The 25,212-nt window shown below is 71.3% G+C and carries 17 protein-coding genes; 11 read left to right on the top strand and 6 right to left on the bottom strand.

Features of this window, described 5'->3' with window-relative positions; genetic code table 11:
* The first annotated feature begins 7 nt into the window (after positions 1–7).
* From ACWEGE_RS30380 to ACWEGE_RS30410, 7 genes are read left to right on the top strand one after another with little or no spacing between them, the layout of a single operon-like run.
* Positions 8–1,243, top strand: a complete 1,236-nt coding sequence (locus ACWEGE_RS30380) for a GNAT family N-acetyltransferase (protein ID WP_449663864.1) — start codon at positions 8–10, stop codon at positions 1,241–1,243.
* A 19-nt stretch (positions 1,244–1,262) separates the two neighbouring features.
* Positions 1,263–2,369, top strand: a complete 1,107-nt coding sequence (locus ACWEGE_RS30385; RefSeq protein ID WP_449663865.1) for a GTP-binding protein — start codon at positions 1,263–1,265, stop codon at positions 2,367–2,369.
* A 16-nt stretch (positions 2,370–2,385) separates the two neighbouring features.
* Positions 2,386–3,144 (top strand): methyltransferase domain-containing protein, encoded by a 759-nt coding sequence (locus ACWEGE_RS30390; protein WP_449663866.1) that lies wholly within the window; start codon positions 2,386–2,388, stop codon positions 3,142–3,144.
* A gap of 36 nt (positions 3,145–3,180) precedes the next feature.
* Entirely contained in the window at positions 3,181–4,221 is a 1,041-nt protein-coding gene (locus ACWEGE_RS30395) for an anion permease (RefSeq protein WP_449663867.1), read from the top strand.
* 9 nt (positions 4,222–4,230) lie between these two features.
* Complete coding sequence (locus tag ACWEGE_RS30400) at positions 4,231–4,584, top strand: ArsR/SmtB family transcription factor (protein WP_449663868.1); 354 nt, start codon at positions 4,231–4,233, stop codon at positions 4,582–4,584.
* Positions 4,581–5,795 (top strand): ATP-grasp domain-containing protein, encoded by a 1,215-nt coding sequence (locus ACWEGE_RS30405; protein ID WP_449663869.1) that lies wholly within the window; start codon positions 4,581–4,583, stop codon positions 5,793–5,795. Before ACWEGE_RS30400 ends, ACWEGE_RS30405 begins: the two co-directional genes overlap by 4 nt.
* A gap of 48 nt (positions 5,796–5,843) precedes the next feature.
* Entirely contained in the window at positions 5,844–6,686 is an 843-nt protein-coding gene (locus ACWEGE_RS30410; protein WP_449663870.1) for a helix-turn-helix domain-containing GNAT family N-acetyltransferase, read from the top strand.
* 4 nt (positions 6,687–6,690) lie between these two features.
* Here the strand turns inward: ACWEGE_RS30410 and ACWEGE_RS30415 are convergent, their stop codons facing one another.
* The gene (locus tag ACWEGE_RS30415) at positions 6,691–9,141 is read right to left on the bottom strand and encodes a molybdopterin-containing oxidoreductase family protein (RefSeq protein WP_449663871.1); all 2,451 of its coding nucleotides are present in this window, start codon (positions 9,139–9,141) and stop codon (positions 6,691–6,693) included.
* A 687-nt stretch (positions 9,142–9,828) separates the two neighbouring features.
* Here ACWEGE_RS30415 and ACWEGE_RS30420 point away from each other — a divergent pair.
* Together ACWEGE_RS30420 and ACWEGE_RS30425 are read left to right on the top strand one after the other, a co-directional pair.
* Positions 9,829–10,920 (top strand): hypothetical protein, encoded by a 1,092-nt coding sequence (locus ACWEGE_RS30420; RefSeq protein ID WP_449663872.1) that lies wholly within the window; start codon positions 9,829–9,831, stop codon positions 10,918–10,920.
* An 8-nt stretch (positions 10,921–10,928) separates the two neighbouring features.
* On the top strand, positions 10,929–12,134 hold the full coding sequence (locus ACWEGE_RS30425) for a hypothetical protein (protein ID WP_449663873.1): 1,206 nt from the start codon (positions 10,929–10,931) through the stop codon (positions 12,132–12,134).
* 36 nt (positions 12,135–12,170) lie between these two features.
* On the opposite strand, the gene ACWEGE_RS30430 is transcribed toward ACWEGE_RS30425, so the two are convergent.
* Together ACWEGE_RS30430 and ACWEGE_RS30435 are read right to left on the bottom strand one after the other, a co-directional pair.
* Positions 12,171–14,423: a hypothetical protein gene (locus ACWEGE_RS30430; RefSeq protein WP_449663874.1), complete on the bottom strand. Its 2,253-nt coding sequence runs from the start codon at positions 14,421–14,423 to the stop codon at positions 12,171–12,173.
* Between the two features lie 10 nt (positions 14,424–14,433).
* Positions 14,434–16,821: a hypothetical protein gene (locus ACWEGE_RS30435; RefSeq protein ID WP_449663875.1), complete on the bottom strand. Its 2,388-nt coding sequence runs from the start codon at positions 16,819–16,821 to the stop codon at positions 14,434–14,436.
* Positions 16,822–17,080: 259 nt separating this feature from the next.
* Here ACWEGE_RS30435 and ACWEGE_RS30440 point away from each other — a divergent pair, with 259 nt between their 5' ends.
* Positions 17,081–18,691: a BTAD domain-containing putative transcriptional regulator gene (locus tag ACWEGE_RS30440; RefSeq protein WP_449663876.1), complete on the top strand. Its 1,611-nt coding sequence runs from the start codon at positions 17,081–17,083 to the stop codon at positions 18,689–18,691.
* Between the two features lie 11 nt (positions 18,692–18,702).
* Here the strand turns inward: ACWEGE_RS30440 and ACWEGE_RS30445 are convergent, their stop codons facing one another.
* Both ACWEGE_RS30445 and ACWEGE_RS30450 read right to left on the bottom strand, forming a co-directional pair.
* Complete coding sequence (locus ACWEGE_RS30445; protein WP_449663877.1) at positions 18,703–20,178, bottom strand: FAD-dependent monooxygenase; 1,476 nt, start codon at positions 20,176–20,178, stop codon at positions 18,703–18,705.
* Between the two features lie 84 nt (positions 20,179–20,262).
* Positions 20,263–23,421 carry a BTAD domain-containing putative transcriptional regulator gene (locus ACWEGE_RS30450; RefSeq protein ID WP_449663878.1) on the bottom strand — a complete coding sequence of 1,053 codons (3,159 nt, stop codon included), beginning with the start codon at positions 23,419–23,421 and terminating at the stop codon, positions 20,263–20,265.
* A gap of 124 nt (positions 23,422–23,545) precedes the next feature.
* On the opposite strand from ACWEGE_RS30450, the gene ACWEGE_RS30455 reads away from it, so the two are divergent.
* The gene (locus ACWEGE_RS30455; RefSeq protein WP_449663879.1) at positions 23,546–24,706 is read left to right on the top strand and encodes an SGNH/GDSL hydrolase family protein; all 1,161 of its coding nucleotides are present in this window, start codon (positions 23,546–23,548) and stop codon (positions 24,704–24,706) included.
* A 22-nt stretch (positions 24,707–24,728) separates the two neighbouring features.
* Here the strand turns inward: ACWEGE_RS30455 and ACWEGE_RS30460 are convergent, their stop codons facing one another.
* Positions 24,729–25,193, bottom strand: coding sequence for a hypothetical protein (locus ACWEGE_RS30460; protein ID WP_449663880.1), 465 nt, complete (start codon positions 25,191–25,193; stop codon positions 24,729–24,731).
* Positions 25,194–25,212: the final 19 nt, after the last annotated feature.

Genomic DNA, 25,212 nt, shown 5'->3' on the forward strand with positions numbered 1-25,212 from the left:
TGTCGTGGTGAGCACTGGTCAGGGACTACCGGACCTGGACTGGGAAGGTGAGCTGGCCGACCTCACCGACGTCTTCCCCTACCTCGGCCCGACCTGGCTCGGGGCGAGCGAAAAGGCGCTGACCGACCTGCAGCCGTGGCACACGATCGCGACCCGCGCCCGGGGCGAGCTGGCCCTGCTGCCCGGGTACGTGCTGACGACGCCGCCGGTCGTCGACCACGAGCCGCGCACCTACCTCGGGTGGCAGGCGCCGACCGGTGAGGAAGTCTGTTGCGGCGCCGAGACCGACGCCTGCATCAGCGACGAGGTCGACGCGCTGGGCACCGAGCCGTTCTTCCCCGCGCTGCTGCTCGGCTCCCCGCTGGGCTACCGCACCGAAGTGGCCTACAACTTCTGGACGCCCAGCCTGATGGCGCAGCTGGTCTCCGAGCTGGTCCCGGCGGCGTTCGAGCAGGGGATCAACTGCGTCGTCGCGCCGTGGATCTCCGGCCGCAGCGGCAACGACGCCCTCGTCACCGCGCTGCAGCAGGTCGGCGGGCACAGCACCTTCTGGGGCTACGAGGACTACCTGCGTCTCGACGCCGACTCCTGGGACGGGCACCTGGCCGCGCTGCCGCTGAAGAAGCGGCAGCGGATCAAGAGCGACGTCCGCCGCGCCGAGGCGGCCGGGGTGCACGTCGAGCGCGTCGACGGCGAAGCCATCCGCCCCCACGTCACCCGGATCGCCGAGCTGACCTGCCTCAACCGCGAGAAGAACGGCGCCGGCGAGGAACCCTCGCACATCGTCGACGTCCTGACCGCCCTGCTCGACGCCCACGCGGACGTGCGCGCCTACCTCGGCACGAAGGACGGCGCCCTGGTCGCCACCTGCGTCGTGATCCGCAAGCACCACCGGCTGTTCCCGAAGTGGGCGGGCTTCGACTACGCGGCCATCGGCGAGCGCAGCGGCATCTACTTCGCCCTCGTCCTCGACGCCCCGGTCCGCGACGCCTACGCCGAAGGCCTGCGCACCGTCGAATTCGGTGCGGGCGCGCACCAGGCGAAGGTCCTGCGCGGCTGCACCCCGCGGCCGGTGACCACCGCGATGGTCGTCTCCGATCCGGAGCTGCGCCCGCAGGTCGCGAAGTGGATGGACGCCTTCGGCGCCAGTCGCCGTGTCGCGTTCGGCGATGCTCCTGCCGCCACCCGCACTCCGCTGCCGGTCGTTTCCGGCGGCTCCGGCGCCTGCTGCTCCGACGGCTGAAACCACTGGAGGAACGCTCGTGATCACCTTCGTGCCGCTGACCGGGTTCCTCGGAGCCGGCAAGACCACCACGATGATCGCCACCGCGCAGGCGTTGCAGGAGCAGGGCCGCCGCGTCGCGGTGATCACCAACGACCAAGGCGTCGAGCTCGTCGACACCGCCTTGGTGCGCAGCAAGCTCGACTCCGTCGCCGAAGTCACCGGCGGCTGCTTCTGCTGCCGCTTCGAAGACCTCGTCGACACCATCCGGGCCCTGGTCGACGGCGACGCCACGGTCGACACGGTGATCGCCGAGGCGGTCGGCTCGTGCACCGACCTGCAGGCCACCGTGGTCCGGCCGCTGCGGGCCTACTACGGCGACAGCATGGTCGTCAGTCCACTCACGACAGTCATCGACCCGTTGCGGTACCTGGCTTTCGACCGCGCGGCCCAGCGCGGCGAACCGGAGTCGGACCTGTCGTACCTGTTCCGGCAGCAGCTGACCGAGGCCGACGTCATCGCGGTGAACAAGCTCGACACGATCGCGCCGGAGCGCGCCACCGAGCTGATGACGCGGCTGACCGCCGACTACCCGAACGCGGCGGTCGTCGGCTACAGCGCCAAGTCCGGCGACCGTATCGACGAGCTGGTCAAGGCGTGGGACGGCCCGTCCGGCAACCAGGCGGTCGACCTGCAGGTCGACTACGACCGCTATGCCGCCGCCGAAGCCCAGCTGGCCTGGATGAACCAGGACGTGCAGCTGACTTCGGAGGCGCCGCTCGACCTCACCGCGTGGGGCCGGCAGGTGCTCGCCGCCCTCGGCAGCTGGGCGAACTGCGCGGGCGCGGTCGTCGGGCACGCCAAGCTCACCGTCGAGGCCGGCGACGGCGACTTCGCCAAGCTCAGCCTCACCGCCGCCGACGCCGGGCCGACGGTCGACCGGGCCGCTGCGAAGCCGGCGACCTCGGCCCGGGTGATCGTCAACGCCCGGGTCGCCTGCGAGCCCGCCGAACTCGACGCCGCCGTCCGCGACGCCGTGGCCACGGCGAACGCCGCCACCGGCGCCCGATCCGAAGCCACCGCGCCGGTGTCGTTCAAGCCCGGCTACCCCACTCCGGTCCACCGGCTCGCCGCCACCGGCGCCTGACCCCCGAAAGACGACCATGACCGACACCACCACCGCCGAGATCCAGGACTACTACCGCGGCAAGGCCGCCGAGGCCGCGGAAGCGACGAGCTGCTGCGCGCCGGACCCGACCCGGTTCGGGCCGGGCGCCTACGGCGACATCGGCCCCGACGAAGCCTCCGACGCCGCGTTGCTGGCCAGCCTCGGCTGCGGCAACCCGACCGCCGTGGCCGAGCTGCGCGACGGCGAGACCGTCCTGGACCTCGGTTCCGGCGCCGGGCTCGACCTGATTCTGTCCGCCCGCCGCGTCGGCCCGGACGGGCAGGTCTTCGGCCTGGACTTCCTCGAGGAGATGCTCGCCGTCGCCCGGCAGAACATCGAGGACGCCGAGGTCGACAACGTCATCCTGCTCAAGGGCACCATCGAGCAGATCCCGCTCCCCGCGGCCACCGTCGACGTCATCATCTCCAACTGCGTGATCAACCTGTCTCTGGACAAGCCCGCGGTGTTCGCCGAAATGGCGCGCGTGCTCGCGCCCGGCGGCCGGCTCGGGATCACCGACGTCGTCGCCGAGGACCACCTCACGCCCGCCGACCGGGCCGAGCGCGGCGGCGTCAGCCAGTGCATCGCCGGTGCCCTGTCCAAGTCCGAGTACCTCTCGCTGCTGGCCGAGGTCGGGCTGACCGAAGCCGAGGTCGTGTTCACCCAGGACGCCGCCGACGGCATGCACTCCGCGATCATCCGCGCCCGCAAGCCGAGCGCCGACGAGTGCGGGCCCGAGAGCAGCTGCTGTTGAACACCGAGGTTTTCGACCACTGAGGGGAGTACCTGCATGTCCTTCACCGCGATAGTCGTGTTCGTCCTCGTCGCCGCGCTGGCGGCGGTCAACGGCAGCAACGACGTCCCCAAGGGCGTCGCCACCCTGGCCGGCGCCGGGGTCACCAAGTACAAGACGGCGATCCTCTGGGGCACGATCACCACGCTGATCGGCTGCGTCTTCTCGCTCGGCCTCGCGTCGAAGATGACCGCCCTGTTCTCCAAGGGCATCATCACCGGCACCACCACCGACGCGTTCGCCGTCGCCGTGCTCGCCGGTGCCGCGTTCTGGGTCGGCCTGGCCACCGTGCTGCGGCTGCCGGTCTCCACCACCCACGCCCTCATCGGCGGCATGGTCGGCGCCGGCCTGCTGATGAGCACCGGCGGCGTCTCCTGGAGCGCCGTCGGCAGCAAGCTCGTCACGCCGCTGCTGGTCAGCATCGTCGTCGCCTACGCCATCACGCTCATCCTCACCGTCGCCACCGGTGCCGCGAACAAGCGCCGTGCTGCGAGCACCCCGTCGGCCATCCCGACCTCGGACGGCGGCGACGTCGCCGTGAAGACGGCTCCCGCGGTGACGCCGGAGAAGACTTCGTCCCGGTTCATCACCGGGGCGCACTGGTTCACCAGCGGCGCCACCGGCTTCGCCCGCGGCCTCAACGACACCCCGAAGATCGTCGCCATCGGCGCGTTCGCGCTGGTCCCGGCCGGGATGAAGCCGTGGCACATCATGGTCCTGGTGACCGCCGCGATGGCCGCCGGATCGCTGCTGGGCGGGATGCGGGTCGCGGAGAAGCTCGGCGAAGGCGTGGTCAAGATGAACCACCGCGAAGGCTTCCTCGCCAACCTCACCACCGCCGCCCTCGTCGGAGTCGGTGCAGGGGCCGGGTTGCCGATGTCGACCACGCACGTGTCCACCGGGGCGATCGCCGGGTCGGCGGGCCCGAACCTCAGCCGGATCTCCGGCGGGACGGTCCGCAACTTCCTGATCGCCTGGCTGGTCACCCCGCCCGTCGCGGGCGTCGTCGCGGCGCTGGTGTTCATCTTGGCTCGCTAACCTGGCGGAGTGAGCGAGCACAAGCTGGAGCGGGAGACCGCCGAGTCCTACGCTCGCTGGTTCCACGCGCTGTCGGACGCGAACCGGGTCATGATCGTGCACTTCCTGGCCCAGCACCGTGACCCGGTTCCCGTCGGCGCGATCGTGGACCACCTCGGCATCGCCCAGCCCACGGTCTCCCACCACCTGAAGATCCTGTCCCAGGTCCGGTTCGTCACCCGCCGCCGAGCCGGGACCAGCATCCTCTACGCGATCAACCACAGCTGCGAAGTCGGCCTGCCCACCGCCGCGAACGCCGTCCTCGGCCTGCTGGCCACGCGCGACGGCAACGATGAGGCGGTCCCGCTGGAAAGGACGTCGTGACCGAGCACCCGGCGCTGTTGCTGGTCGGCAGCGGGGACCGCCGCTACCGCGAGTACATCCTCGCCGCGCTGCGGCCGCACTTCCGGCTGTGGCTGCTCGACTCGGTCGAGCCGACCTGGCAGACCGCCCACGTCGACGGCGTCACCGTCGTCGACACCCGCTCCCCGGACGCTCTGGCGTCGGCGGTGCGCAACCTGGAGTTCCGGCCCGACGGCGTGCTCACCTACGACGAATCCCTGGTCACCGCGGTCGCCGCCGTCGCACAGGAGGCCGGGCTCCCGGGCAGCCCGCCCGAAGCCGTCCAGGCGTGCCGGGACAAGGCCGCGACCCGGGCCGTGCTCGCCGAGGCGGGGGTCCCTCAGCCGGCGTCCCGGCCGGTCGCGTCGGCCGGGGACGCCGTCGCCGCGGCCGGGGACATCGGCTACCCGGTGGTGGTCAAGGCGCGGGGCCTGGCGGGCAGCCTGGGCGTGCTGCGCGCCGACACCGCCGAGCAGGTCGCCGAGGCGTTCACCGCGGCCGCCGGAGCGTCCTGGCCGGGTGTGCCCCGCTACGAGGCGGACGTGCTGGTCGAGGAGCTGCTCACCGGGCCGGAGATCAGCGTCGACGCCGTCGTCGACCACGGCGTCTGCCATCCCCTGGTGATCGCCCGCAAGCAGACCGGCTTCGAGCCGTTCTTCGAGGAAACCGGCCACGTCGTCGACGCGGACGACCCGCTGTTCGATGACGCGGCGCTGCTTGACCAGCTGGACCAGGTCCACAAGGGCATCGGCTTCACCCACGGCGCCACCCACACGGAGTTCAAGCTGACCCCGCGCGGCCCGCGCCTGGTCGAGATCAACGCCCGCCTCGGCGGCGACTTCATCCCGCGGCTCGGCATCCTCGCCGGCGGCGCCGACCCGGTCGTCGCCGCTGGTCAGGTCGCCGTCGGCCGCCCGCCGACCCCTCGTCGCGCGCTGCGCCGGACCGCCGCGATCCGCTTCCTGTACCCGGCCCACGACTGCGAGGTCACCGCCACCACCGTGCACCCCGAGCGCTTCGGGCCCACTGTCCACGAGGCCCTCGGCACTGCCGGCCCCGGCACCAAGCTCGCCCTCCCGCCACGCGCCTACCTCGCTCGCTACGGACACGTCATCGCGGTCGGCGGCGACCACACCCAGGTGGTCGCCGACCTGGCCGGCGCCGAGGAGCTCGTCGAGCTGCACAGCACCTGAACCATCGACCGCCGTCGATCCCTCACCCGGGTGAGGCACAATCGGGACATGACGACCACCGCGCCCGACGCCGCGCTGCTGCCCGTCGAGGACGCCGCGACCTACGCCGAATGGTTCGCGTGCCTCGCCGACACCACGCGCGTGCGGATCCTGCACGCCGTCGCGGCCGCGGGCAAGGCCGTCACGATCGGCGAGATCACCGAGCAGATGGCGATCAGCCAGTCCAACTGCTCCCACCACGTCCGCAAGCTCGCCGACGTCGGCTTCGTGCGCCTGCGGAAGGTCGGCACCGCCACCCTCGTGTCGGTCAACGCCTCCTGCGCGGTGAGCCTCCCGCACGCCGCCGACGTCGTCATGGGCCTGCTCGCCCCCAAGCCCACCGAGCATGACGTCGTTGCCTCGGAAGTCACCATCCGGCCCCTTCGCGCCAAGGACTGGCCGGCCGTGCGCCGCATCTACGGCGAAGGCATCGCCACCGGCGACGCGACCTTCGAAACCGAGGTCCCGCCCCGCGCCGAGCTCGAGGCCAAGTGGCTGCGCGGCCACCGCTGGATCGCCGAGGTAGACGGCCGGATCGCCGGCTGGGCCGCCGCGGCGGCAGTGTCCACTCGCGACTGCTACGCCGGGGTCGCCGAGACGTCGGTGTACGTGGGGGAGGAGTTCCGCGGCCGCGGCGTCGGCAAGGCCCTCATGCACCACCTGGTGACGGCCGCCGATGAGGGCGAGCTGTGGACGCTGCAGACGTCGATCTTCCCGGAGAACCGCAACAGCGTCGCCCTGCACCACGGCGCCGGGTTCCGCACCGTCGGCATCCGCGAGCGCATCGGCGAACTCGACGGCCGGTGGCGCGACACCGTCCTGCTCGAACGGCGCCGCGCCTCGCAGCTCTGACCGCTCAGGCCTTGCTGATCCGGCAGGCGAAGCACTTGTACGCCTGCTGGCCGGACAGGTTGTCGTAGAACGCGTCGTCGACCAGCCCGTTGGCGGCCTCGTAGCGCGGATCGCCGAACTGGTCGCCGACCTGCTGGGCCGGGCCGAAGGTGTTGGGCACGAAGATCGTGTCCGGCCGGATCGCCGGCCAGAACAACGCCGTCCCGGTCACCTTCCCCCGCGGGCTCTCCACCACGACGGTGTCGCGGTCACCGATCCCGAATCGCCGGGCGGTGTCGGGGTGCACCTGGACCAGGCGGATCCCGTTGAGCTGCTCGCCGGTCGGCGTCCAATGCGTCACGCTCGCGAAGTGCACGACGCTCGGCCGCCCGGTCATGCCCATCAGCGGGAAGTCCCGGTGCACCGCGTCCGAGCCCGGGACGCCGAGGCGGACCTTGTGCGTCACCGCCTGCGGGTTGACCGGGTTGGTGACGAACCCGGGTTCGTAGGCGATCGTCGGGTTCGCGCCGGTGACCTCGGGGTGGGTGTAGAAGACCGGCAGGGCCCGGTGACCGGCCGCGGCGAGCTTGCGGTCCAGCTCCGGGGTGAAGATCTCGACGTTCCCGCTGGGGGTGAGGAATCGCTTGCCCGGCGCGCCGAGCGCGGCCGCCGCCTCGTACCAGGACGGGTGGTCGAGGTAGAGCGTGCTCACGCCGGGGTGCGACGGGGTCGGGCACGGCCAGCGCAGCGGCTCGGCGCGGGCGTCCATCCGCTGCTGCGTCATCCCGCCCATGGCCGGGGTGTGCTTGACGAACTCCGCCCAGAGCTGGGAGTAGTCCTTCCAGCTCTCCGGGAACGCGTCGGTCCAGTAGCCGGCGGGCTTCTTGCGGTCACGGCGGCCGAAGGCGTGGGCGAGGTCGATCCAGATCTCCCAGTCCGGTTTGGACTGCCCGACCCGTGGCACGGCGGCGTGCTGCCAGCGGATCGCGCGGTCGTCGCGTCGCATGTAGACGCCGTCGAGCTCCAGGCCGCTGGTCACGGGCAGGATGACGTCGGCGTAGTAGGCGGCTTCCTCCATGAACAGGCCGGTGTAGACGTAGAAGTCCAGCTTCTTGAACGCCTCGCGGACCTTGTTGGTGTTGGCGCTCGAGATGAGCGGGTTGCCTTCGGTGATGACGGCCTTGAGCGGGTACGGGCGGCCGGTGAGGATCGACTCGGCGAAGTAGTCCGGCCCGACCGGCAGCGCTTGCTCCAGCGGCGGCGTGCTGACGGTCAGTTCGGGCAGGCGCAGGTCGCCGGGCCAGGTGTTGTGCATGAAGTTGCAGCCGCCGCCCGGGACGCCGATGTTGCCGGTGACCGCGGCCAGGAAGGTCAGGACGCGGTAGGTGTCGAAGGCGCCGAGCTGGTGGGAGATGCCGGCGTTGCAGAAGATCGCGGCGGGCTTGGCCGTGGCGTAGTCCTCGGCGAGCTGCCGGATCGTCGCGGCCGGCACCCCGGTGACGCCGGCGGCCCAGTCCGGGGTGTAGTCCTTGACGTGATCGCGTAGTTCGGCGAACCCGAGCACCCAGCGCTGCACGAACGCCTTGTCGTGCAAATTCCGGGCGACGATGTGCTGGAGCATGCCGAGCACGAGCGCGAGGTCGGTGTGCGGCTTCGGCGCCACCCAGGTGTCGGCGGCGGCCCCGGTCGGCGTCCGGCGCGGGTCGACGACGACGAGCTTCGCGCGGGTCTTCTTCCTGGACCTGAGCAGGTAGTCGAAAGTGACGGGGTGGGTCTCGGCCTGGTTCGTCCCGAGGAACAGGAAGTACTTCGCGGCACCGAGGTCCTCCCGGCCGGTCGCGCGGTCCACGCCGTAGCCGTTGGTGAAGTTCCCGAGCCCGAACGTCGCGGCGAGCGCGTTGCCGCCGGCGTCGTTGCAGACCGGCCCGACATCGGTGTTGTTCGGGCTACCCAGCAGCGCGAACAGGCGCGCGACCAGCGAGCCGGTCCCGCGGGGGAGCCGTCCGGTGGTGCGGTTGGCGATCGACTTCACCTGCCCGCTGTCGCGCAGCTGCAGCAGCCGGTCGGCGATCAGATCGAGGGCGGCATCCCAGGAGATCGGTTCGAATTTCGCGTCCTTCGAGCCCTTGGCGCCGGAGACGCGGCGCAGGGGCGTGGTCAGCCGCAGCGGGCTGTAGGCCAGCTCCGGCATCATCGACGCCTTCACGCAGAAGTTGCCGGCCTGGACCGGGTCGTCCGGGTCGCCGGACACGCTGATGACCCGCCCGGCCCGGATGCCGACCTTGAGGCGGCAGTTCGAGTTGCAGAACTGGCAGGCCGTCGACACGACGGTGTCCGGGTGGAGGGCGGCCGAGTCGGTGGTGAAGCTGAGCTCCCCACCGGCCGGGCCGCCATTCCGGGCGTCCGGCCCCGCGGCGACCGCAGGATCCGCGGCGGCGACGGCCGGGTTGACGAACAGGGAGGCGCCGCTGATCACGGCACCTTGGACGAAACCTCTGCGTGACAGACCGGTGAAATCGTCCATAAGGACCTACCCCCAGAAGACGAAACGGACACAGCGCGCGACTCCATCGACACGCGTCGATCCACACTAGATAGTGTTGGAACCCTTGCATAGCAACGAATGTCGCAATCGATCGGTGCTGGTCGATGTTCGCGGGAGATCTCCGCGAACGCGGCTACAGCGCGCCCATCGCTGTGCGGATGCGGCACTTCGAGTGGATCCCGGTAGCTCCGGCAACTTGATCTGCGACCAACCGTCACCACTTCTGTGACGGAGAGGAGTAATGGTGGACACGGCGACCGCAGCGCAAGCATCGGCCTCAAGGGTACCCTGGTGGCGCTTGTTGTTATCTCTTACCGAGCTGGGCGAGCGAAAAGCCAAGAACTCATGCGCGACGCCGACCGGCGGGTCGCGCAGGACCGGCAGATGGCCAGGTCAAGGACCTGGCGACACCTGGCGGCCATGGCCGTGAGGCTGAAGCGCCTCGCTTTTGCCGCCTTCGAAAGGCATCCGGCCGGGTGGTTAATTTTGAACAGGTCAAGGAAAACCATACAGAGTTTCAATTCGGCTGAGGCGTAACGGAGACCGGTTCTCCATCGACTAGTCGCAAGGTCATGACATTTCGACAGATGGGACAAGCCGGTGGTTGCTGGTCATTACATGCTGGTGGTCGGCTGGCTGTTCGGAGCGACTGCCGCGGCGAGCGGCGATACCCCCTGGTGGCTGACCCCCGAGGTGCTTGGTGCTGTTCTCGGTGCGGTCGCCGGGGCCCTCGTGACCTACGTCTTCGGACGCCGGGGAATCAGTCAGCAGAACAAGCTGCTTGGCTCGAAGTTGCAGGAGATGGAGCGGGAATCGGATCGGCTCACGGCTGAACTCGACCAGGCAACGCAAAACGTTCGCACCCTTGAAGGGTTCTCCCGTAAATATCATGAAGTGGTGGACAGGCTCAAAGCCAGCTCGGTCGTGAATGAATACGTCCAGCCGGTTCTGCTTCTGGGGCCGCGCAATGTCGGCAAGACGTCGCTGATGATGCAATGGCACGCGCCATGGGATCATTCACGCTTCGGAGCAACTACGACGCACCGTGAGAGCACGGTACCGGTGTACGACTTCGAGAAACCGGACGCGGTTCCGCACTTCGCCGACCCGGATATCCTCACTCGGGAACACGCGCACCTGAAGCTGCGGGTCCACGACTTCCCCGGCGAACTGAGCGCGCAGCAGAGAGTCGTCGAGGTGGCGCTTCAAGAAACCGATCAAGTGAAGCGCAACACCGGGAAGAACCTCGGAGTCGTGGTCATCTGCATGTTTGACAGCATCGTGGCGATCGACGGTGTCGACAACAAAACTTCAGAATATTACAATGGTGATCTGTTTGCCAACCTGCGAACACTGGTCGGGCATCATGAAATTGATATCCAACGGCTTGTCATAGTTTTCAACAAATTCGACCTGCTGGCGAAGCGTCGCCCTGGTGTGTCGGTTTCGGATCTGCTCGATCTCTGTGTCACTGCGTGCAGTGATGTGCTGAAGCCGTTGCGGGGTGTGTGCAATCAGGAAAAAGTCTGCGAAACGGTTACGGTCTGTGACCGCGACAATGCGCTGGCCAACCAGGGAACGTCCATCGTGTTGGGTGAAGCGGCTCGCGGCCTCGTCGCTGCGGTTGCCGGGAAGGCTGCGGAGAACGATCTCGTCGGCCCAATGGCTGCCACTACGAAAACCTCCAAGATCTTCGTCCCGTGGCAGTAGGTGGCGAGGTGCGACACCTGTTCCGGGTCAATGTTCGTGAAGACGGGTACTCGCTGTATTCGTACTCGCCTGCGGAGGGACTGTGTCAGCTTCCCCTTGATGTGACGTCCGACGCCGATTCGGAAGCCTACTTCTTCACTGCGCAACGAAACATCGATGACCTCCTCATGCGACGGCCGGAACGTTTGTACCTGGCGGCGTCGGCCTCGGCGAACGGTGGTCGATGGGCTGTGTATGGCTGTTCTTTTCAGTTGCCTGACGAGTACGGTCGTGACGGTCTGACCTTCTTGCACGGCCTCGAAGGCGAAAATCTGGAGGCGGCCGATCTCGTTTCTGCGGCGATCAAGCTCACGTCGCCCGACGTGTTGGCTCGAACCGGTGAACTGATAGGAAAGCTGGCCGTCGGTGACGCCGTGGTCGCCGAACTGGGCGCGCTCTTCGACTCGGTCGGTCTTTCGAAATTGCCGTCCACGTCGATGTCCGGATCGGGTGGCCTCCGCGTGGGATCGGTGGTTCACGATTGTGGCGGGGTGCCACTTGCCTGGCTGGCGATGGCGGTGGCGCAGAGTGGCGAGTACTCATCGTGGGAAATTCGCGATACCGTCCTTGACGACGGCCGGATCGCGACCGTCTCGGTGCCGTCATCGGGGCCCGTTGTTCTTCTTTCGGAGTTGCAGCTGAACGCTGTCCGGGCGTTGGCCGCGCCGGCTGACCGGAAGAGCGAAAATGTCGAGCAGGCCAGTGTGCCGGTCACTGTGCCCTCGGCGTTGCTGACCATCCCGCAACAGGCCGATCTTGTCCAGCTCGTCGCCGTGACAGCCGGTCGGGTGACTTTCCGTGGGCAACACGGCGATTTCTCGATCTGGCCGTACGACTTGCTGCACTTCGGCGTCAACGAACTCGCGATCAAGGTGGTTGTCCGGTCGCGCTGGGGTCGGTTGTTGCGTGCCGCTCCGCGGATCCTGGTGTTGTTGCGAACTGCTCCGAGTTCCCACGATGAGATCAGTTTTCTCGAATGGCTGCGAACAAATGTCGAAACACCTGGCATGTCCTCCGCCCGCATCGAATCGAGTCGGCGAGCGGGAGCCAGTACCCCCGCCACGCGCGAGGGGGTGTTCGCCGAGGACAGCCGGCGAAGTCCGGGGTGTTCGGCCTTGCTGCTCGTGGCAACGATCACGGCGATGCTGATCCTGCTGACCTTTGTCATGCTTTGAGTGCGGTGTGCCTGAGGGCCGGACCGCACAGGCCCTTCAGGAACCCGCCACCGCATCCGAAGGTGCCTGCCACAGCATCGAAACGATCGGCGCCACCATCGCCGCTCCCAGAGCGTTCGCATACGCCTCCGCCGCCGGCTCCGTCCAGCAGCCGCTCTCAGCCAGCTCCTGCGACGCCGCCTCGTGGCCCAACCTCCTTGTGTCGAAACGGATCGTTCCCACCTCCCTGCCCGACGCGTCCACCAACGGCGCCGATCTCAGCGTGTGCATCGCCGAACCCAGCGCCTCCGGCACCCCGGCCGTCAACGCCGGCAAAGCCGCGCCCTCCACCGTCACCGCGAAAGACAAGTCATCAGCCGTTGTCTTCAGGTGGATCAGCTGGTCGAAGTAGTGGTGGAACCGGGTGTTCGCGCGGCCGCGCCGGTTCCACATCACCGTTTCCGCCGTGGACGCCGTTACCTCCAGGCGGAGGTCCGCGCCCGGTGGCAGGGGGTTTCCCGGTGCCAGCGCGATGTCGAACACCGTCACCGCCGCCACTTCGCCGCCCAGCAGCAACGATGCTCGCCAGCCCAGTGCCACCAGGGAGGACAGCCACTGGCCCGTTGCCGACAACAGCCCGTCGAACACGGCGGCCACGATCGACGCCGTCTCCTCGCTCGCCCCGGCGAGCTCGCCGTACAGCCGGTCGATGCGGTCGTGGAGCCCGCCCGGTGGGGGCGGGGCTCCGAACGACGGTGTCGTTGCCAGCGCGCGCGTCAGCGCGTCGTGGAAGATGCCCGGGCCGAAGCGGGCCAGGCGGTCGATGGTCCACGGGGGCCAGCCCGCGCGGTCCGAGCGCAGCAGCCCCTCCATGACGGCCACCACCGTCGCCGCCGCCGGGCCGGCCTCGTCCAGGATCGGGTACTCCGGGGCCACCAGGTAGAACCGCTCGCCGTCGCCCGCCCAGAACTCCTGGCGGGCGCCGGATGCCGTGGCCAGCCGGAGGTCGTACAGGCTGGTGTCCTCGCACGGCACGCAGTCCACTCCCGTCACCCGGGCGGGCTCCGGGGCCCGCCCCCGAGAGCGGGACAGCACCAGGCAGCCGGGCGCCAGCGCGCCCACGCCGTTCTGCCCGAGCGTCGGGACGTCCGACGTCAGCGCCACCGGGTCCACGGCCAGCACCGCGGGCGACGGGGTGTCCGGGTTCTCCGGTGCGGCGTTGAGGAACGGGTGGGTTCCGGTGAACACCGGGCCGCCGCCGGCCAGCCGGTACAGCCGCCGTCCGGCGCGCAGCGGCCGCGCGAGGTAGGCCACCGTGGCCATGCCGTCCCGGGTCAGGACGACGTCACCCCGCTTCACCGCCCGCAACGCGACCGGCTTGCCGTCCTCGCGCAGGACCTGGGTGTCGCCGGTGAAGCACGACCCGCCCGGCGGACGGCGGTAGGCCGCCCCCGGCTGGCCGTTCGCGGTGAACTCGTAGGAGTTGCCGTTGGGGAGCGAAGCCAGGCCGCCGCCGTACGTCGCCGTGTACGTCGTCTCCGACACCGGGCGCGCGCAGGCGTCCCGGACGTCGGCGACGTCGACGTCCCGCTTGTCCCGCAGCTCCTCGGCGTAGCTGCGCCAGTTCCCCTGGCCCACCACGGACGGCACCGGCAGCCCCGCCTCGCCCAGCTCGCGGATCAGCGTGTCGACTTCGGCGTCCGAGGCGCCCAGCACCAGGTACTTGGCGTACTGGTTGAACAGCTCCCACTCCGGGCTGGTCCACATCCCGGCCTGGAACCACAGCTGGCGGTTGAGCACGTTGGCCAGCAGCGACTCGCGGAACCGCGCCTTGGCGACGTCGCGGTTCACCTGGCGCAACAAGGCCACCAGCGGCTCGTAGGTGGCGCCGAGGACCGCGGCGTACGCGCGGGCCGACCGGGCGCGCAGCTGCGCGTTGAACGCCGCCACGTCACCGCGGATCTTGTCCGCCAGCATCTGCCCGCGGATGTTGCTGCCCAGCTCCGCGATGGCCTGGCACAGGACCACCACGGAGAACTCGCGCCACCACGAGTCCGCGAGCCCGGTCGCGTCCGCGGCCGCCAGCAGCGGGTCGGCCCGCCAGCCGGGGTAGAACACCCCCCGGAAGGCGGGGCCGGTGCCGAAGAGCTGCGAACAGTGGCCCGGCAGCGCGCTCTGCGCCTTGTTGACGTAGAGCGCGTGCAGGCGACGGCCGGCGCTGTAGTCGGGCATGAGATTGACCATCGCTTCGATGACCGGATCGGGCGTGCCCGCCAGCGTGACGGCGGGCCGCGACAGGGCGATGAACACCGGAGCTCCCTCACGCGTTGGCGTAGCCCTTGGCCACCATCGGGCCCTTGACGAAGTCGGTGATCGGGTCCGGCGGCGGCGGGGGCGGGTCGATCCAGTTCCAGATGAACTGGATCAGCGCGATGACGACGCCGACGGCCGCGATGGCGAGACCGGCCGGGCCGGCCCAGGCGAAGCTCATCAGCTCCAGGCCGAGCAGGGCAACGGTCGCCAGTGCGACGAAGGTGTTCAGCGCCTCGAACACGATGTTGCGCACGTCGCCCGACTTGATGGCGTCGTACAGCGTGAAGGCGGCGAGCACCAGGCCGCAGACGGCCATCGCCGGCCCGATCCGCCGGGCCATGAACTCCGCGGCGTTCTCGCCGAAGACGGCCACGAACGCCCGCCCGACCGGGCCCCTCGGGATCACCTTGCCGCCCTCGGCGAACCAGGTGGCGAGGTCGCCGGCGAACGCGCGGAACGCGCCGCCCCGGCCGCCGCCCGCGAAGTTCCGCAGGAAGCGGCCGACCCCGAGGGACATCATCTTCTGGACGCCCTGCACCAGCAGCGCCAGGGCGAGCATGCCCAGGTTCACCTCTTCGGTGATCGCCTTCGGCGTCTGCGGGTTCTTGCTGTCCTGGACGATGGAGTAGATGAGGAAGCCGGCCGAAGCACCGTAGAACAGCATGCCCAGCAGGCCCTTGACCTTCCCGCTCTTCGACAGCTGGTTCCAGGCCTCGTACTGCTTGCCCTGCAGCTGCTGCCCGATCAGGTGCTGGACCTCGGGGTCCGTGGCGAGCTGCTGCAACGACTTCCGCTGGTAGGCCGAGAGCGCCGCGGCGATGCCGTTCACCAGGTGCAGGATCGAGTCGGTGGTGGTGATCAGGGTTTTCAGCAGCTCCTGGTTCTCCTTGGCCGTCTGCTGCTGGAGCTTGTCCATGACGGTCGGGTCGACCTTGCCGGCGATGGCGTTCTCGATCAGCGCCTGGAGGAACGGCTTGAGGTCGTCCGACCACTGGGACTTCGAGTAGTTGACCCCGAGCAGCGCCGCGTAGGCGATGGTCACCATGCGCTGGCCGTAGTCCTTCTTCGGCGCGAGCACCTGCAGCTTGACGTACCACTCGTACATCCGGGTCTTCACGTTGTCGAACTGCTTGCTGGCGACCTGGATCTGCCAGGTGAGCAGGTTGGCGTCGTCGGTCAGCCAGGCGAAGTAGTCCGCCGCCCACTTCTCGGCGTCGTGGTCGAGGTACGGCCGCATCGCCTTGACGCCGTCGCGGTAGCCCTCCAGGTACAGGGCACTGCTCGCCTCCTGGTAGCGCACCCCCTCGGTCTCGCTCTTGCCCATGTCCGTCCAGACGTTCTTCATGGTCTCCGGGCGGATCTTGCGGATCAGGTCCTGGTACTGCGGCCAGGTGCCGAGGTTGTCGTAGAGCATCTGGCCGGTGCCGAGCACGGCGTTCTCGGTGAAGAACTGCTTCGAGCCGTCGAACACCTTCTTCACCCCCTCCGGGAGGGTGTACCGGTGCCCGTAGATGCCGTTGACCCACCGGTCTTCCAGGCCGTTGACGAGGCACTTGTTGAAGTAGCCGCCGCAGGTGGTCTGGGCGAAGTCGACGGTGACCTGGTTGCCCTTGCCGTCGGTGACGATCTCGATCGAGGAGATGTTGTCCAGGTCCTGCACCGACAGCGTGGCGGTCGCGGGGTCCGCGGCGGCCGCCGTGCCGTTGCCGAGGACGACGGCCCGGGCGGCGGCCACCGGCTCGGGGACGGGCGAGCTGCCGCGCCAGTCGTACTCGTTGGCGTCGTCGTCGGTGTACGTCCCGGCGAAGGTCCGGCTGCCGGAGGCGAGCACGATCACGAAGGCGTTCTGGCGGAACGGGGCGACGAGCTGCGGGACCATCTCGAGCGTGGTTTCCCCCTTCCGCCGGTCGACCTTGGTCACGCGGGTGCGGTCGCTGATGTCTTCGGTGCCGAGCAGGTAGGTGATCTTCAGGTCGTTGCCGACCCACTCGGACTTGATGGTGAGGTCCTCCGCCGGCCGGAACGGGGCGTGCGGATCCGCCTTCGGGTGCCGTTCGGTGTGGTAGACCTGCTCGAGCACCCGGCCGCGCACGGCCTGCGGCGCGCCGCCGCCGGTGGACATCGTGCCGACGAACGCGGACCCGCACTCGGTCAGGTTGAACCGGGCCCGGAACGTGGGGTCGCCGCCCTTGCCCCGGACGAGCAGCGCGTGGTTGGCGCCGTGGTAGGTGACGGCGTGCACGTGGTCTTCGTCGTGCGTCACCATGTCGTCCTGGACGACGAGCCGGCCGTGCGGCTGCCACCCGGTGCCGTCGTGGACTTCGATGTCGTAGACGCGGCCGTGTGCGGCACGGCAGTCGGTGAGGTCGAACGGAACGGGCCGGGTCAGTGGCATGGCTGATCACCTTTGCGGTCGTCGGCGGAATCGTGCTCCACCGCCAATCTAGAAAAGAACAGTGCCGGAAAACTGACGGCGTTCTGGCTGTCCGGCGGGCCGCTGACAGTTTTGCGGCACCCGATTGTGCCTGCGGCCGTGTGAGTGATGATCGGCCACCCGTTCAGGGTGAGTTCGTTGCCCGCCATTGCCACCGGCGGGCTCGTGGGTAGTGTCGATCGTGCCGGAAAACGTCCACCAATGCAGGCGGAAAACGTACATGGGGGAATCCGAGTTCCATTTCTTCGTCCTGGGCCCCGTGCGCGTCCGGTGGTCCGAAAGCGACGTGAAGCTGGGTTCTCCCCAGCAACGGGCCATTCTGGCGCTGCTGATGGTGAAACTCGGGCATCCCGTTTCCCCGGCCAAGATCGCCGAGGTGGTCTGGGGCGCGGACCCGCCGCCCAGCGCGGCGAACGTGATCCACCGGCACATCGGCGCGATCCGGCGGCTGCTCGAACCCCGGCTGCCCGAGCGGGCCGCGGGGCGCTGGCTGTCCCGCAGCGCCAACGGCTACCAGCTGGACGCGCGGCCCGAGGCCGTCGACCTCCACCGGTTCCGGGAACTGGTGCGCCAGGCCCGATCCGACGGCGCGGCGCACGCCGGAGAGCGCTACCGGGCGGCGCTGGGGCTGTGGACCGGGCAGGTCGCGACCGGGTGCCCCCGGCACGTCGCCGAACACCCGCTGTTCGCCGCGGTGGAGATGGAGTACCTGCAGGCGCTGCGGGAAGCCTTCGACGTGCTGGCGGAGGCGGAGCTGCCCGAGGAGGTGGTGAGTGCTCTGCGCGAGGCGAGCAACCGCTACCCGCTGGACGAATCGCTGCTGGCCCGGCTCGTGCTGGCGCTGGGCCTCACCGGGCGCCAGGCCGAGGCGTTCACCGCCTACGAGACGGCGCGGCGGTGCCTCGCCGACGAGTTCGGCGTGGGCCCGGGCCCGCAGCTGCGGGCGGCGCACGACCGGGTGCTGCGCCAGGCGGCCCGCAGCTGGGGCCTCGTCGCCGAGCCGGCGGTCGTGCCGGTCCCGGTGGTGCGGCCGGCGCAGCTCCCGATGGACGTGCCGTACTTCGCGGGACGGCGCGGGGAGCTGGCGGCCCTCGTGCCGTCCCACGAACGGCCCGGCGCCCCGGTGCCACGGGTCCGGACGATCACCGGCGTCGCCGGCGTCGGCAAGACGACGCTCGCCACGCACGCCGCGCACCGGCTCGCGCCGCGGTTCCCCGACGGTCAGCTGTACGCGAACCTGGGCGGCTCCGACCCGGCCGCCGGCGCCGCGGCCACGGCCGTTGTGCTGCACGGGTTCCTGGAGGCGCTCGGCGTGCCGGAGCCGCGCGTGCCCGGCACGGTGGACGGCGCCTCCGCGTTGTTCCGCAGCCTGCTCGCGAACCAGCGGGTGCTCGTGGTGCTGGACGACGTCCGCGACGCCGCGCAGGTCCGGTCGCTGCTGCCGGGGTCGTCCGGGTGCTTGACCGTCGTCACCAGCCGGCACCCGCTGCCCGAGCTGGCGGTGGTGGAGGGGACCTGCCCGCTGCCGCTGCGCGCGCTCTCCCCGGCCGAGTCCCGCGAGCTGCTGGCCCGGCGGGTCGGCGAGCCACGGCTCGCGGCCGAAGGCGCCGCCCTCGACGAGGTCGTCGAGTTCTGCCAAGGGTTTCCGCGCACCCTCGCGCTCGTCGCCGGGCACGCCGCGCTGCGCCCGCACCTGCCGATGTCCGCGATCGTCGAGCAGCTGCGCGCCGCCCACGACGCGGTCGACGGCGTGGTCACCTCGGGCTGGAGCCGCGCCACCCGGTGCGGGCCCGCCGTCCGGCCGGGGGCGCGCCGGGTGGCCCGGCCGTGACTTCGCCCGGTTCAGAACCAGCGGCGCACGGCCTCTTCGAACGAGCCGGCGTCCGGGACGCGGTCGCCCGCCCACGCGACGATCCCGTCCGGCCGGACCAGCACCGCGCCGAACCCCAGGTCGTCGCGCGCCGGGCCGGCGACGTACCGGACGCGGTCGCGCAGCGGCACCGAGCCCAGCCGGCCGCCGAAGTCCAGCGCGACGCCACGGCCCTCCTGCAGCAGGTCGCTCAAGCGGGTTCCGTCCGCCAGCGCGAAGTCCGGGGCGTTGTGACCGGCCAGGCCGTGCTCGCCGAAGTAGCGCAGCGAGGTCCCCGAGGTGCGCTCGAAGACGTACGTCGTCCCGTCGCGGGTGGCCAGGAGGTCCTGGACCACCGACCGGACGGCCCGGGAATGCGGGTCCGGGCGCATCGTCGCCACCTGGGCCCGTGACCAGTCGAGCACCCGGGCGCCGACCGGGTGGCGCTCGGCCTGGTAGGTGTCCAGGAGGCCGGCAGGCGCGCGGTCGGCCGCCGTCGCCGCGAGCTTCCAGCCCAGGTTCATCGCGTCGCCGATGCCCAGGTTGAGGCCCTGGCCGCCCAGCGGCGAGTGGATGTGCGCCGCGTCTCCGGCGAGCAGGACGCGGCCGTGGCGGTACGTGGTCGTCTGCCTCGCGCGATCGGTGAACGTCGAGGCGAAGTGCACCTCGTCGAGCGTCACGCCGGTGCCGGACACCCGGCGCAGCACCGACTCGAGGTGTTCGCGCGTCAGGGGCCGGGAACGGTCGTACGCTCCGCCGTCGAAGTCCAGCACGCCCAGGTGGCCCGGCTCCGACATCGTCACGTACATGCCCCGCGGCGTCACGGTGAAGCCCCGCTGCAGGACGTCGGGATCGGCGAGCGTGGCCAGCGCGAGGTACCCGGTCAGCTGCGGCTCGGTGCCCGCGAACTCGAAGCCCGCCAGCCGCCGGACCGTGCTGCGGCCGCCGTCGCAGCCGACGAGCCAACGGGCCCGGTACTCCCGCGCGCCGGCCTGGGCGACCACGCCCGAGCCGTCCTGGTCGACGGCCGTGACCGCGACGCCCCGGCGGATTTCGACGCCGAGCTTGACGGCTCGCTCGGCCAGGACCGTCTCCACCGCCTCGAGGCTGGTCATGATGCCGTCCAGCGCCGGGCTCGGCAGCCGGTACGGCAGGCGCGCGAGGTCGACGTCGGCCGGGTCGAGGGGCGTGCCGGCGAAGTGGCCGACCGACCGCGGGGGCGCCGGCTCGTCCGGGACGGGCCGCTCGGCCGCGCCGGACGCGGCCAGCAGCGGCGTCAGCATTCCCCTGCGGTGGAACGCCTCGACCGACCCACCCGACAGGCCGCGCATGCCGAGCGGGAAGCTCCGCCACGGCGAACGCGGCTCCGCCTCCCGTTCGAGCACCAGCACCGACCGGCCCGCGAGGCCGAGTTCGCAGGCCAGGAACAGCCCGACCGGGCCCGCTCCCACGATCACCACGTCATGCACGACAAACCGCCTTCTCGAGGTCTTCTCCGTGCCCCGAGGCTGGCCGCCGTCACGCACACCGCGCGCACACCGCGGTCACAGCGCCTACGACACGAGCCGGGCCGGGTCGGCGGCGGTCACGGCGGCCGGCGCGGCCGGCGCCCAGCCTTCCGCGTACGCCACCGCGAACCCGTCCTCGCCGAGTGCGGCGCGACCGCGGCCGGTGAGCGCGCGGACCTGCGGATCGGTGTGGTCGTGCGCGCCGCGCAGCCGGGCGGCGGTGCCCAGCAGCACGGCCGATTCGCGCGGCCGCCCGAGTGCTTCGGCGAGCGCGGCCGTGTGCACCGTCACCAGCGAAAGGATCGGCAGGTCCCGGGCCGCCAGTGCGGCCGCGTACGCCTCGAGGGCGGCCTTCTCCGCGCCCGGCCGGTCGCCCAGGGCCAGGCAGAGCGCGGACCGCGCACCGGCGATCAGCGCCCGCGCGTGGTGGGAAGGGAAGCCGGTGTCGGCGAGCAGACGGCGTTCGGCGTCGTCGAGCAGTGCGCCGGCCCCGGCCAGGTCGCCCAGGCGCACCAGCAGGTCGGCCTCCCAGCCGTCGATCAGGACCGGCGGTTCCGACGTGCGCCGCAGCCGGTCACGGGTGGCGCCGATCATCGCCAGCGCCCGGTCGGTTTCGCCGCGCCGGATCTGCAGGTCGATCCAGCGCAGGTCGTTGTAGAGCCGGTCGCCGAGGCTGGGTGCGCCGAATTCGTCCGCCAGCGTCCGGGCTTCGCGCAGGTCGGCCAGCGCGCCGTCGAGGTCGTCGTAGCGCCGCAGCTGAGCGCGCATCGGCAGCGCCGCCGCCTGGCCCCACCGGTCGCCGGCCCGCCGGAAGGCGGCCAGCGCCGCCTCCACGTGGACGCGCACGTCGCCGAGCTCGCCCGCGTTCTCGGCGATCTCGGCCTGGAACACGTGCGCCAGCCCGGACAACCACTCGTCGTCGCCCTCGGTCAGCTGCCGGAAGAGCGCGGGTGCGGTTTCGTCGCCCAGCAGGAACAGCAGCATCGGGGCGAACACGCGGTGGTGGCCCGGCAGGCCCGGGTGCGCCGGCAGCCGTCCGGCCAGCTCGCGCATCTCCGCCCGGTCGGCCGCGGCCTCCCCGGCGGAGATCCCGGACAGGATGTCCGCCCGGGTGAGCAGGTGGGCGGCCCGGGCGCAGTCCCGCTCGGGCGTCGGCTCGCCGCCGGGCACCGCCAGGGCCTCGCCCAGCCAGTACCCGGCGTCGGCGTCGCGGCCGAACATCTGCCAGTACCAGGTCAGCGCCAGGGCCAGGGCGATCGCGGCGGCGGCCCTGCCGGTGGCGCACAGGTGGCGCAGGGCGGCGAGGGTGTTGTCGTACTCGGCGCCGATGACGGCCATGGCCGCCAGCTGGCCGGGCCCGCGCAGCTCGGCGTCGTGGCGGGCGGTCAGCTCCGTGAAGTACGCGGCGGCCAGGTCGCGGGCCGGGCCGAGGTCGCCGGAGCCGCCGAGCCGGTCGGTGCCGTATTCGCGGAGGGTTTCGAGCATCCGGTACCGGCCGCCCGGCGCCAGCTGCAGCAGCGACCGGTCGACGAGGGCGGCGAGCAGCTCGGGCAGCTCGCCGGCGGACACGCCGGTGCCGGCGCAGACGGCGGCGGCCGAGGCGGCCGTGACCCCGCCGGGCAGGACGGAAATCCGGTCCGCGACCGTGCGTTCGCGCTCGTCGAGCAGCTCCCAGCTCCAGGCGATGACCGCACGCAGGGTGCGGTGCCGCGGCGGCGCGGTGCGGCTGCCGGTGGTGAGGAGCCGGAACCGGTCGGCGAGCCCGCCGGCCAGGTCGGGCAGCGACAGCGTCCGCAACCGGGCGGCGGCCAGCTCGAGGGCCAGCGGCAGGCCGTCCAGGCCGCGCACCACGCGCACGACGTCGGACAGCGTGGTCTCGTCGACCTTGAAACCGGGTCGCACGGCGGCGGCCCGCTCGGTGAACAGGCGCACCGACGCCACTTCGGAGACGTCGTCGAGGTCGGGGCCGGGCAGAGCCAGCGGGCCCAGCGGCACGAGCGCCTCGCCGTCCACCGCCAGCGGTTCGCGGCTGGTGGCGAGCACCCGCAGCCCCGGGCAGCGGGGCAGCAGCGTCGCGACCAGGTGGGCCACGGCGTCGATCAGGTGCTCGCAGTTGTCGATCAGCAGCAGGCTGTCCCGGCCGCCGAGCTCGCTGACGAGCACGTCCAGCTCGGCGTTCCCGGCGCGCCTGCGGGCGTCGAACAGTGCGCTGCCGCGCAGCCCGATCCCGGCGAGCACGGCCGGCCCGACCTTCGACGGCTCGGTGACGGACGCGAGCTCGACGAACCGGACGTCGTGGCCGTGGCGGCGGGCCGCCTCCAGCGCGAGCCGCGTCTTGCCGGCGCCACCGGGACCGAGCACGGTGACCAGGCGCCCGGACGCGAGCAGGGCCGCGATGCGCGCGAGGTCGTCGTCCCGGCCGATGAAGCTGGTCAACGGCGCGGGCAGGGGCGCGGGCCGGGCCCGCTCCGGTGCGGGCACTTCGGGCCGCAGCAGGCGGAGGTGACGCTCCCGCAGCGCGGTGCCGGGGTCGGCGCCGAGGACGTCGGCCAGTGCCTGGCGGACCTGTTCGTAGACGGTCAGCGCCTCAGCCTGACGTCCTTGCGCGGCGAGCGCGTCCATCAGCAGTGCCGCCGCCCGCTCGTGCGCCGGGTGCTCGGCCAGCAGCCCGGCCAGCCGGGCGGCGGCCGGTTCGGCGCGCCCCAACGACAGTTCGGCGTCGGCGAGGTCCGCGACGGCTTCGACCGACAGCCGGGTCAGCCGGGTCGCCACGGCGGGGGCGACGGCGGTGACGAGCGACGGCTCGCCCCACAACGCCACGGCCTCGGCGAGCGCGGCGCTCGCGGCGTCCGCGTCGCCGGCCCGCAGCCGCTCCCGGCCCTGCGCGGCGAGCTCTTCGAAGCGCACCGCGTCCACGGTGTCCACCGCCAGCCGGTAGCCGCCCGCGACCTGCACGAGCTCGCCCTCGGGCGCGGCGAGGGCGCGGCGCAACCGGGAAACGAGGGTCTGCAAGGCCGAGGCGGTGCCGGACGGCGGCTCTTCGCCCCACACCGCGTCGACCAGCACGCCCGGCTCGACCGCGTGCCCGCCGGCGAGCGCCAGCCGGACGAGCAGGGCCTGCAACCGCGCGCCCGGCACGGGCCGGACCGCAGCACCCCTGGCCACCTGGAACGTGCCCAGCAGCGTGATGCGAAGCCCGTCCATGCCCCGATCTTCGCGCGCCCGGCCTCGCGGCCTCAACCAGGGCGGCGGTGTCAGCGCCGTGTGCGCCCGGTGTGCGCGGTCCCGCGCAGCCTTCGGAGGTCCGAACGACCAAGGGAGGCAACCGATGACGAACATCGAGTGGGTGCGCAGCTGGGGCGCGTCACCCCAGTCCGAGCACGACGGGCTGGGCTCGCTCGACGACCACCCGCCCCTCGCCGACGTGACGCTCCGCCAGGTCGTCCGCCTGAGCGGTGGCGGACGCCGGGTGCGCGTCCGCTTCACCAACGAATTCGGGACCGCCCCGGTGACCATCGGCGCGGCCCGGGTGGGCCTCGCGGTGCCCGGCGGCGGGGTTCGGGAGGAACGCGTGCTGACCTTCTCCGGTGCCCCGGCCGGCACCATGCCGGTGGGCGCGCCGATGCTGAGCGATCCGGTGGACCTGCCCCTCCCCGCCCTTGCCGAGCTGTCCATCAGCCTCTACCTGCCGGAGCGGGTGGAGACCTGCACCTGCCACGATCCCGTCCTGGACACCGGCTGGACGATCCCGGGTGACGCCGTCGCCGCGCCCGCGCTGCCGCCGGATGCCACGGAACTCCCGGTGCGGGCGCTGATCTCCGCGGTCGACGTGCTCCCCGACGCGCCGGCCACGGCCGTCGTCGTGGTCGGCGACTCGCGCACCGACGGCGCCGGGTCCACTCCGGACACCCACCACAGCTGGCCGGAGCTGCTGGCCGCGCGGGGCGCCGGTTTCGTCGTCAACCAGGGCATCAGCGGCAACCGGATGCTCAACGACGGCGCCGGCACCGGGGTACTGGCCCGCTTCGACCGGGACGTGCTGGCGACGCCGGGGCTCGGCTGCGTCGTGCTCTCCGCGGGCGGCAACGACCTCGCGATCTCCTTCGCCCCGCGCGACGACGGCTCGCTGGCCGACTTCCTGAAGATGTTCCCGGGCGCACCCGTGACGACCGGCGACGTCATCGCGGGGTTCCGGCAGCTGGCCGCGCGGGCGCGGGAGCACGGCGTGCCGGTCCACGCCACCACGATCGCACCCTTCGAAGGCTCGGAGGCCTACTCGCCGGAGGCCGAGCTCGCCCGCCGGGAGGTCAACGAGTGGATCCGCACCGGCGGCGCGTTCGACGCGGTGCTGGACTTCGACGCCGTCTGGCGCGACCCGGAGCACCCGAGCCGGATCCGCGCGGAGTTCCACTCCGGCGACTTCCTGCACGGCAGCGACGCGGGCTACCGGGCGCTGGCCGACTCCATCGATTTGTCGCTTTTCGGCTGAGCGCCGCCGGCCCCGGCGGGTCTCAGGCGCAGACCCGGGCGCCGTTGGTGTGGAAGTTCAACGTGTCGAAGTCCGACGACAACCACACCTGCACGCACGCGGTGCTCTGCGAGTTCGCGAGCCGGAGGTAGGGCGACCACGCGCTGGTGCCGCCGCTGCCGGTCCGCACGTTGAAGTCCGTCGAGCCGGCCCGGCGGCCTTCCGACTCGACGGTCTGCTCCACCGTCACCGGGCTGGCGTACATCCCGCCGTACATGATCACCCGCGACCAGTTGCCGTGGCAGGACCAGGACCACCGGAGCTGCAGCTGACCGATCTGCAGACCCGCGAGGTGACCCCGGGACCCGTAGACCCCGGCGGTGGCGACCGTGATCGGGCTCGCGCAACCGGAGGGGTCGCCGTCGCCGCCGAAGCTCGACGCCTGCGCCGGCGCCGTACCCAGCAGGATGACCGCGCCCGCGGCGACGATCGCGGTGGCAGCTCGCATGATGCTCATTCCGGGGTGT

The sequence above is a fragment of the Amycolatopsis sp. NPDC004747 genome, from assembly GCF_053601335.1.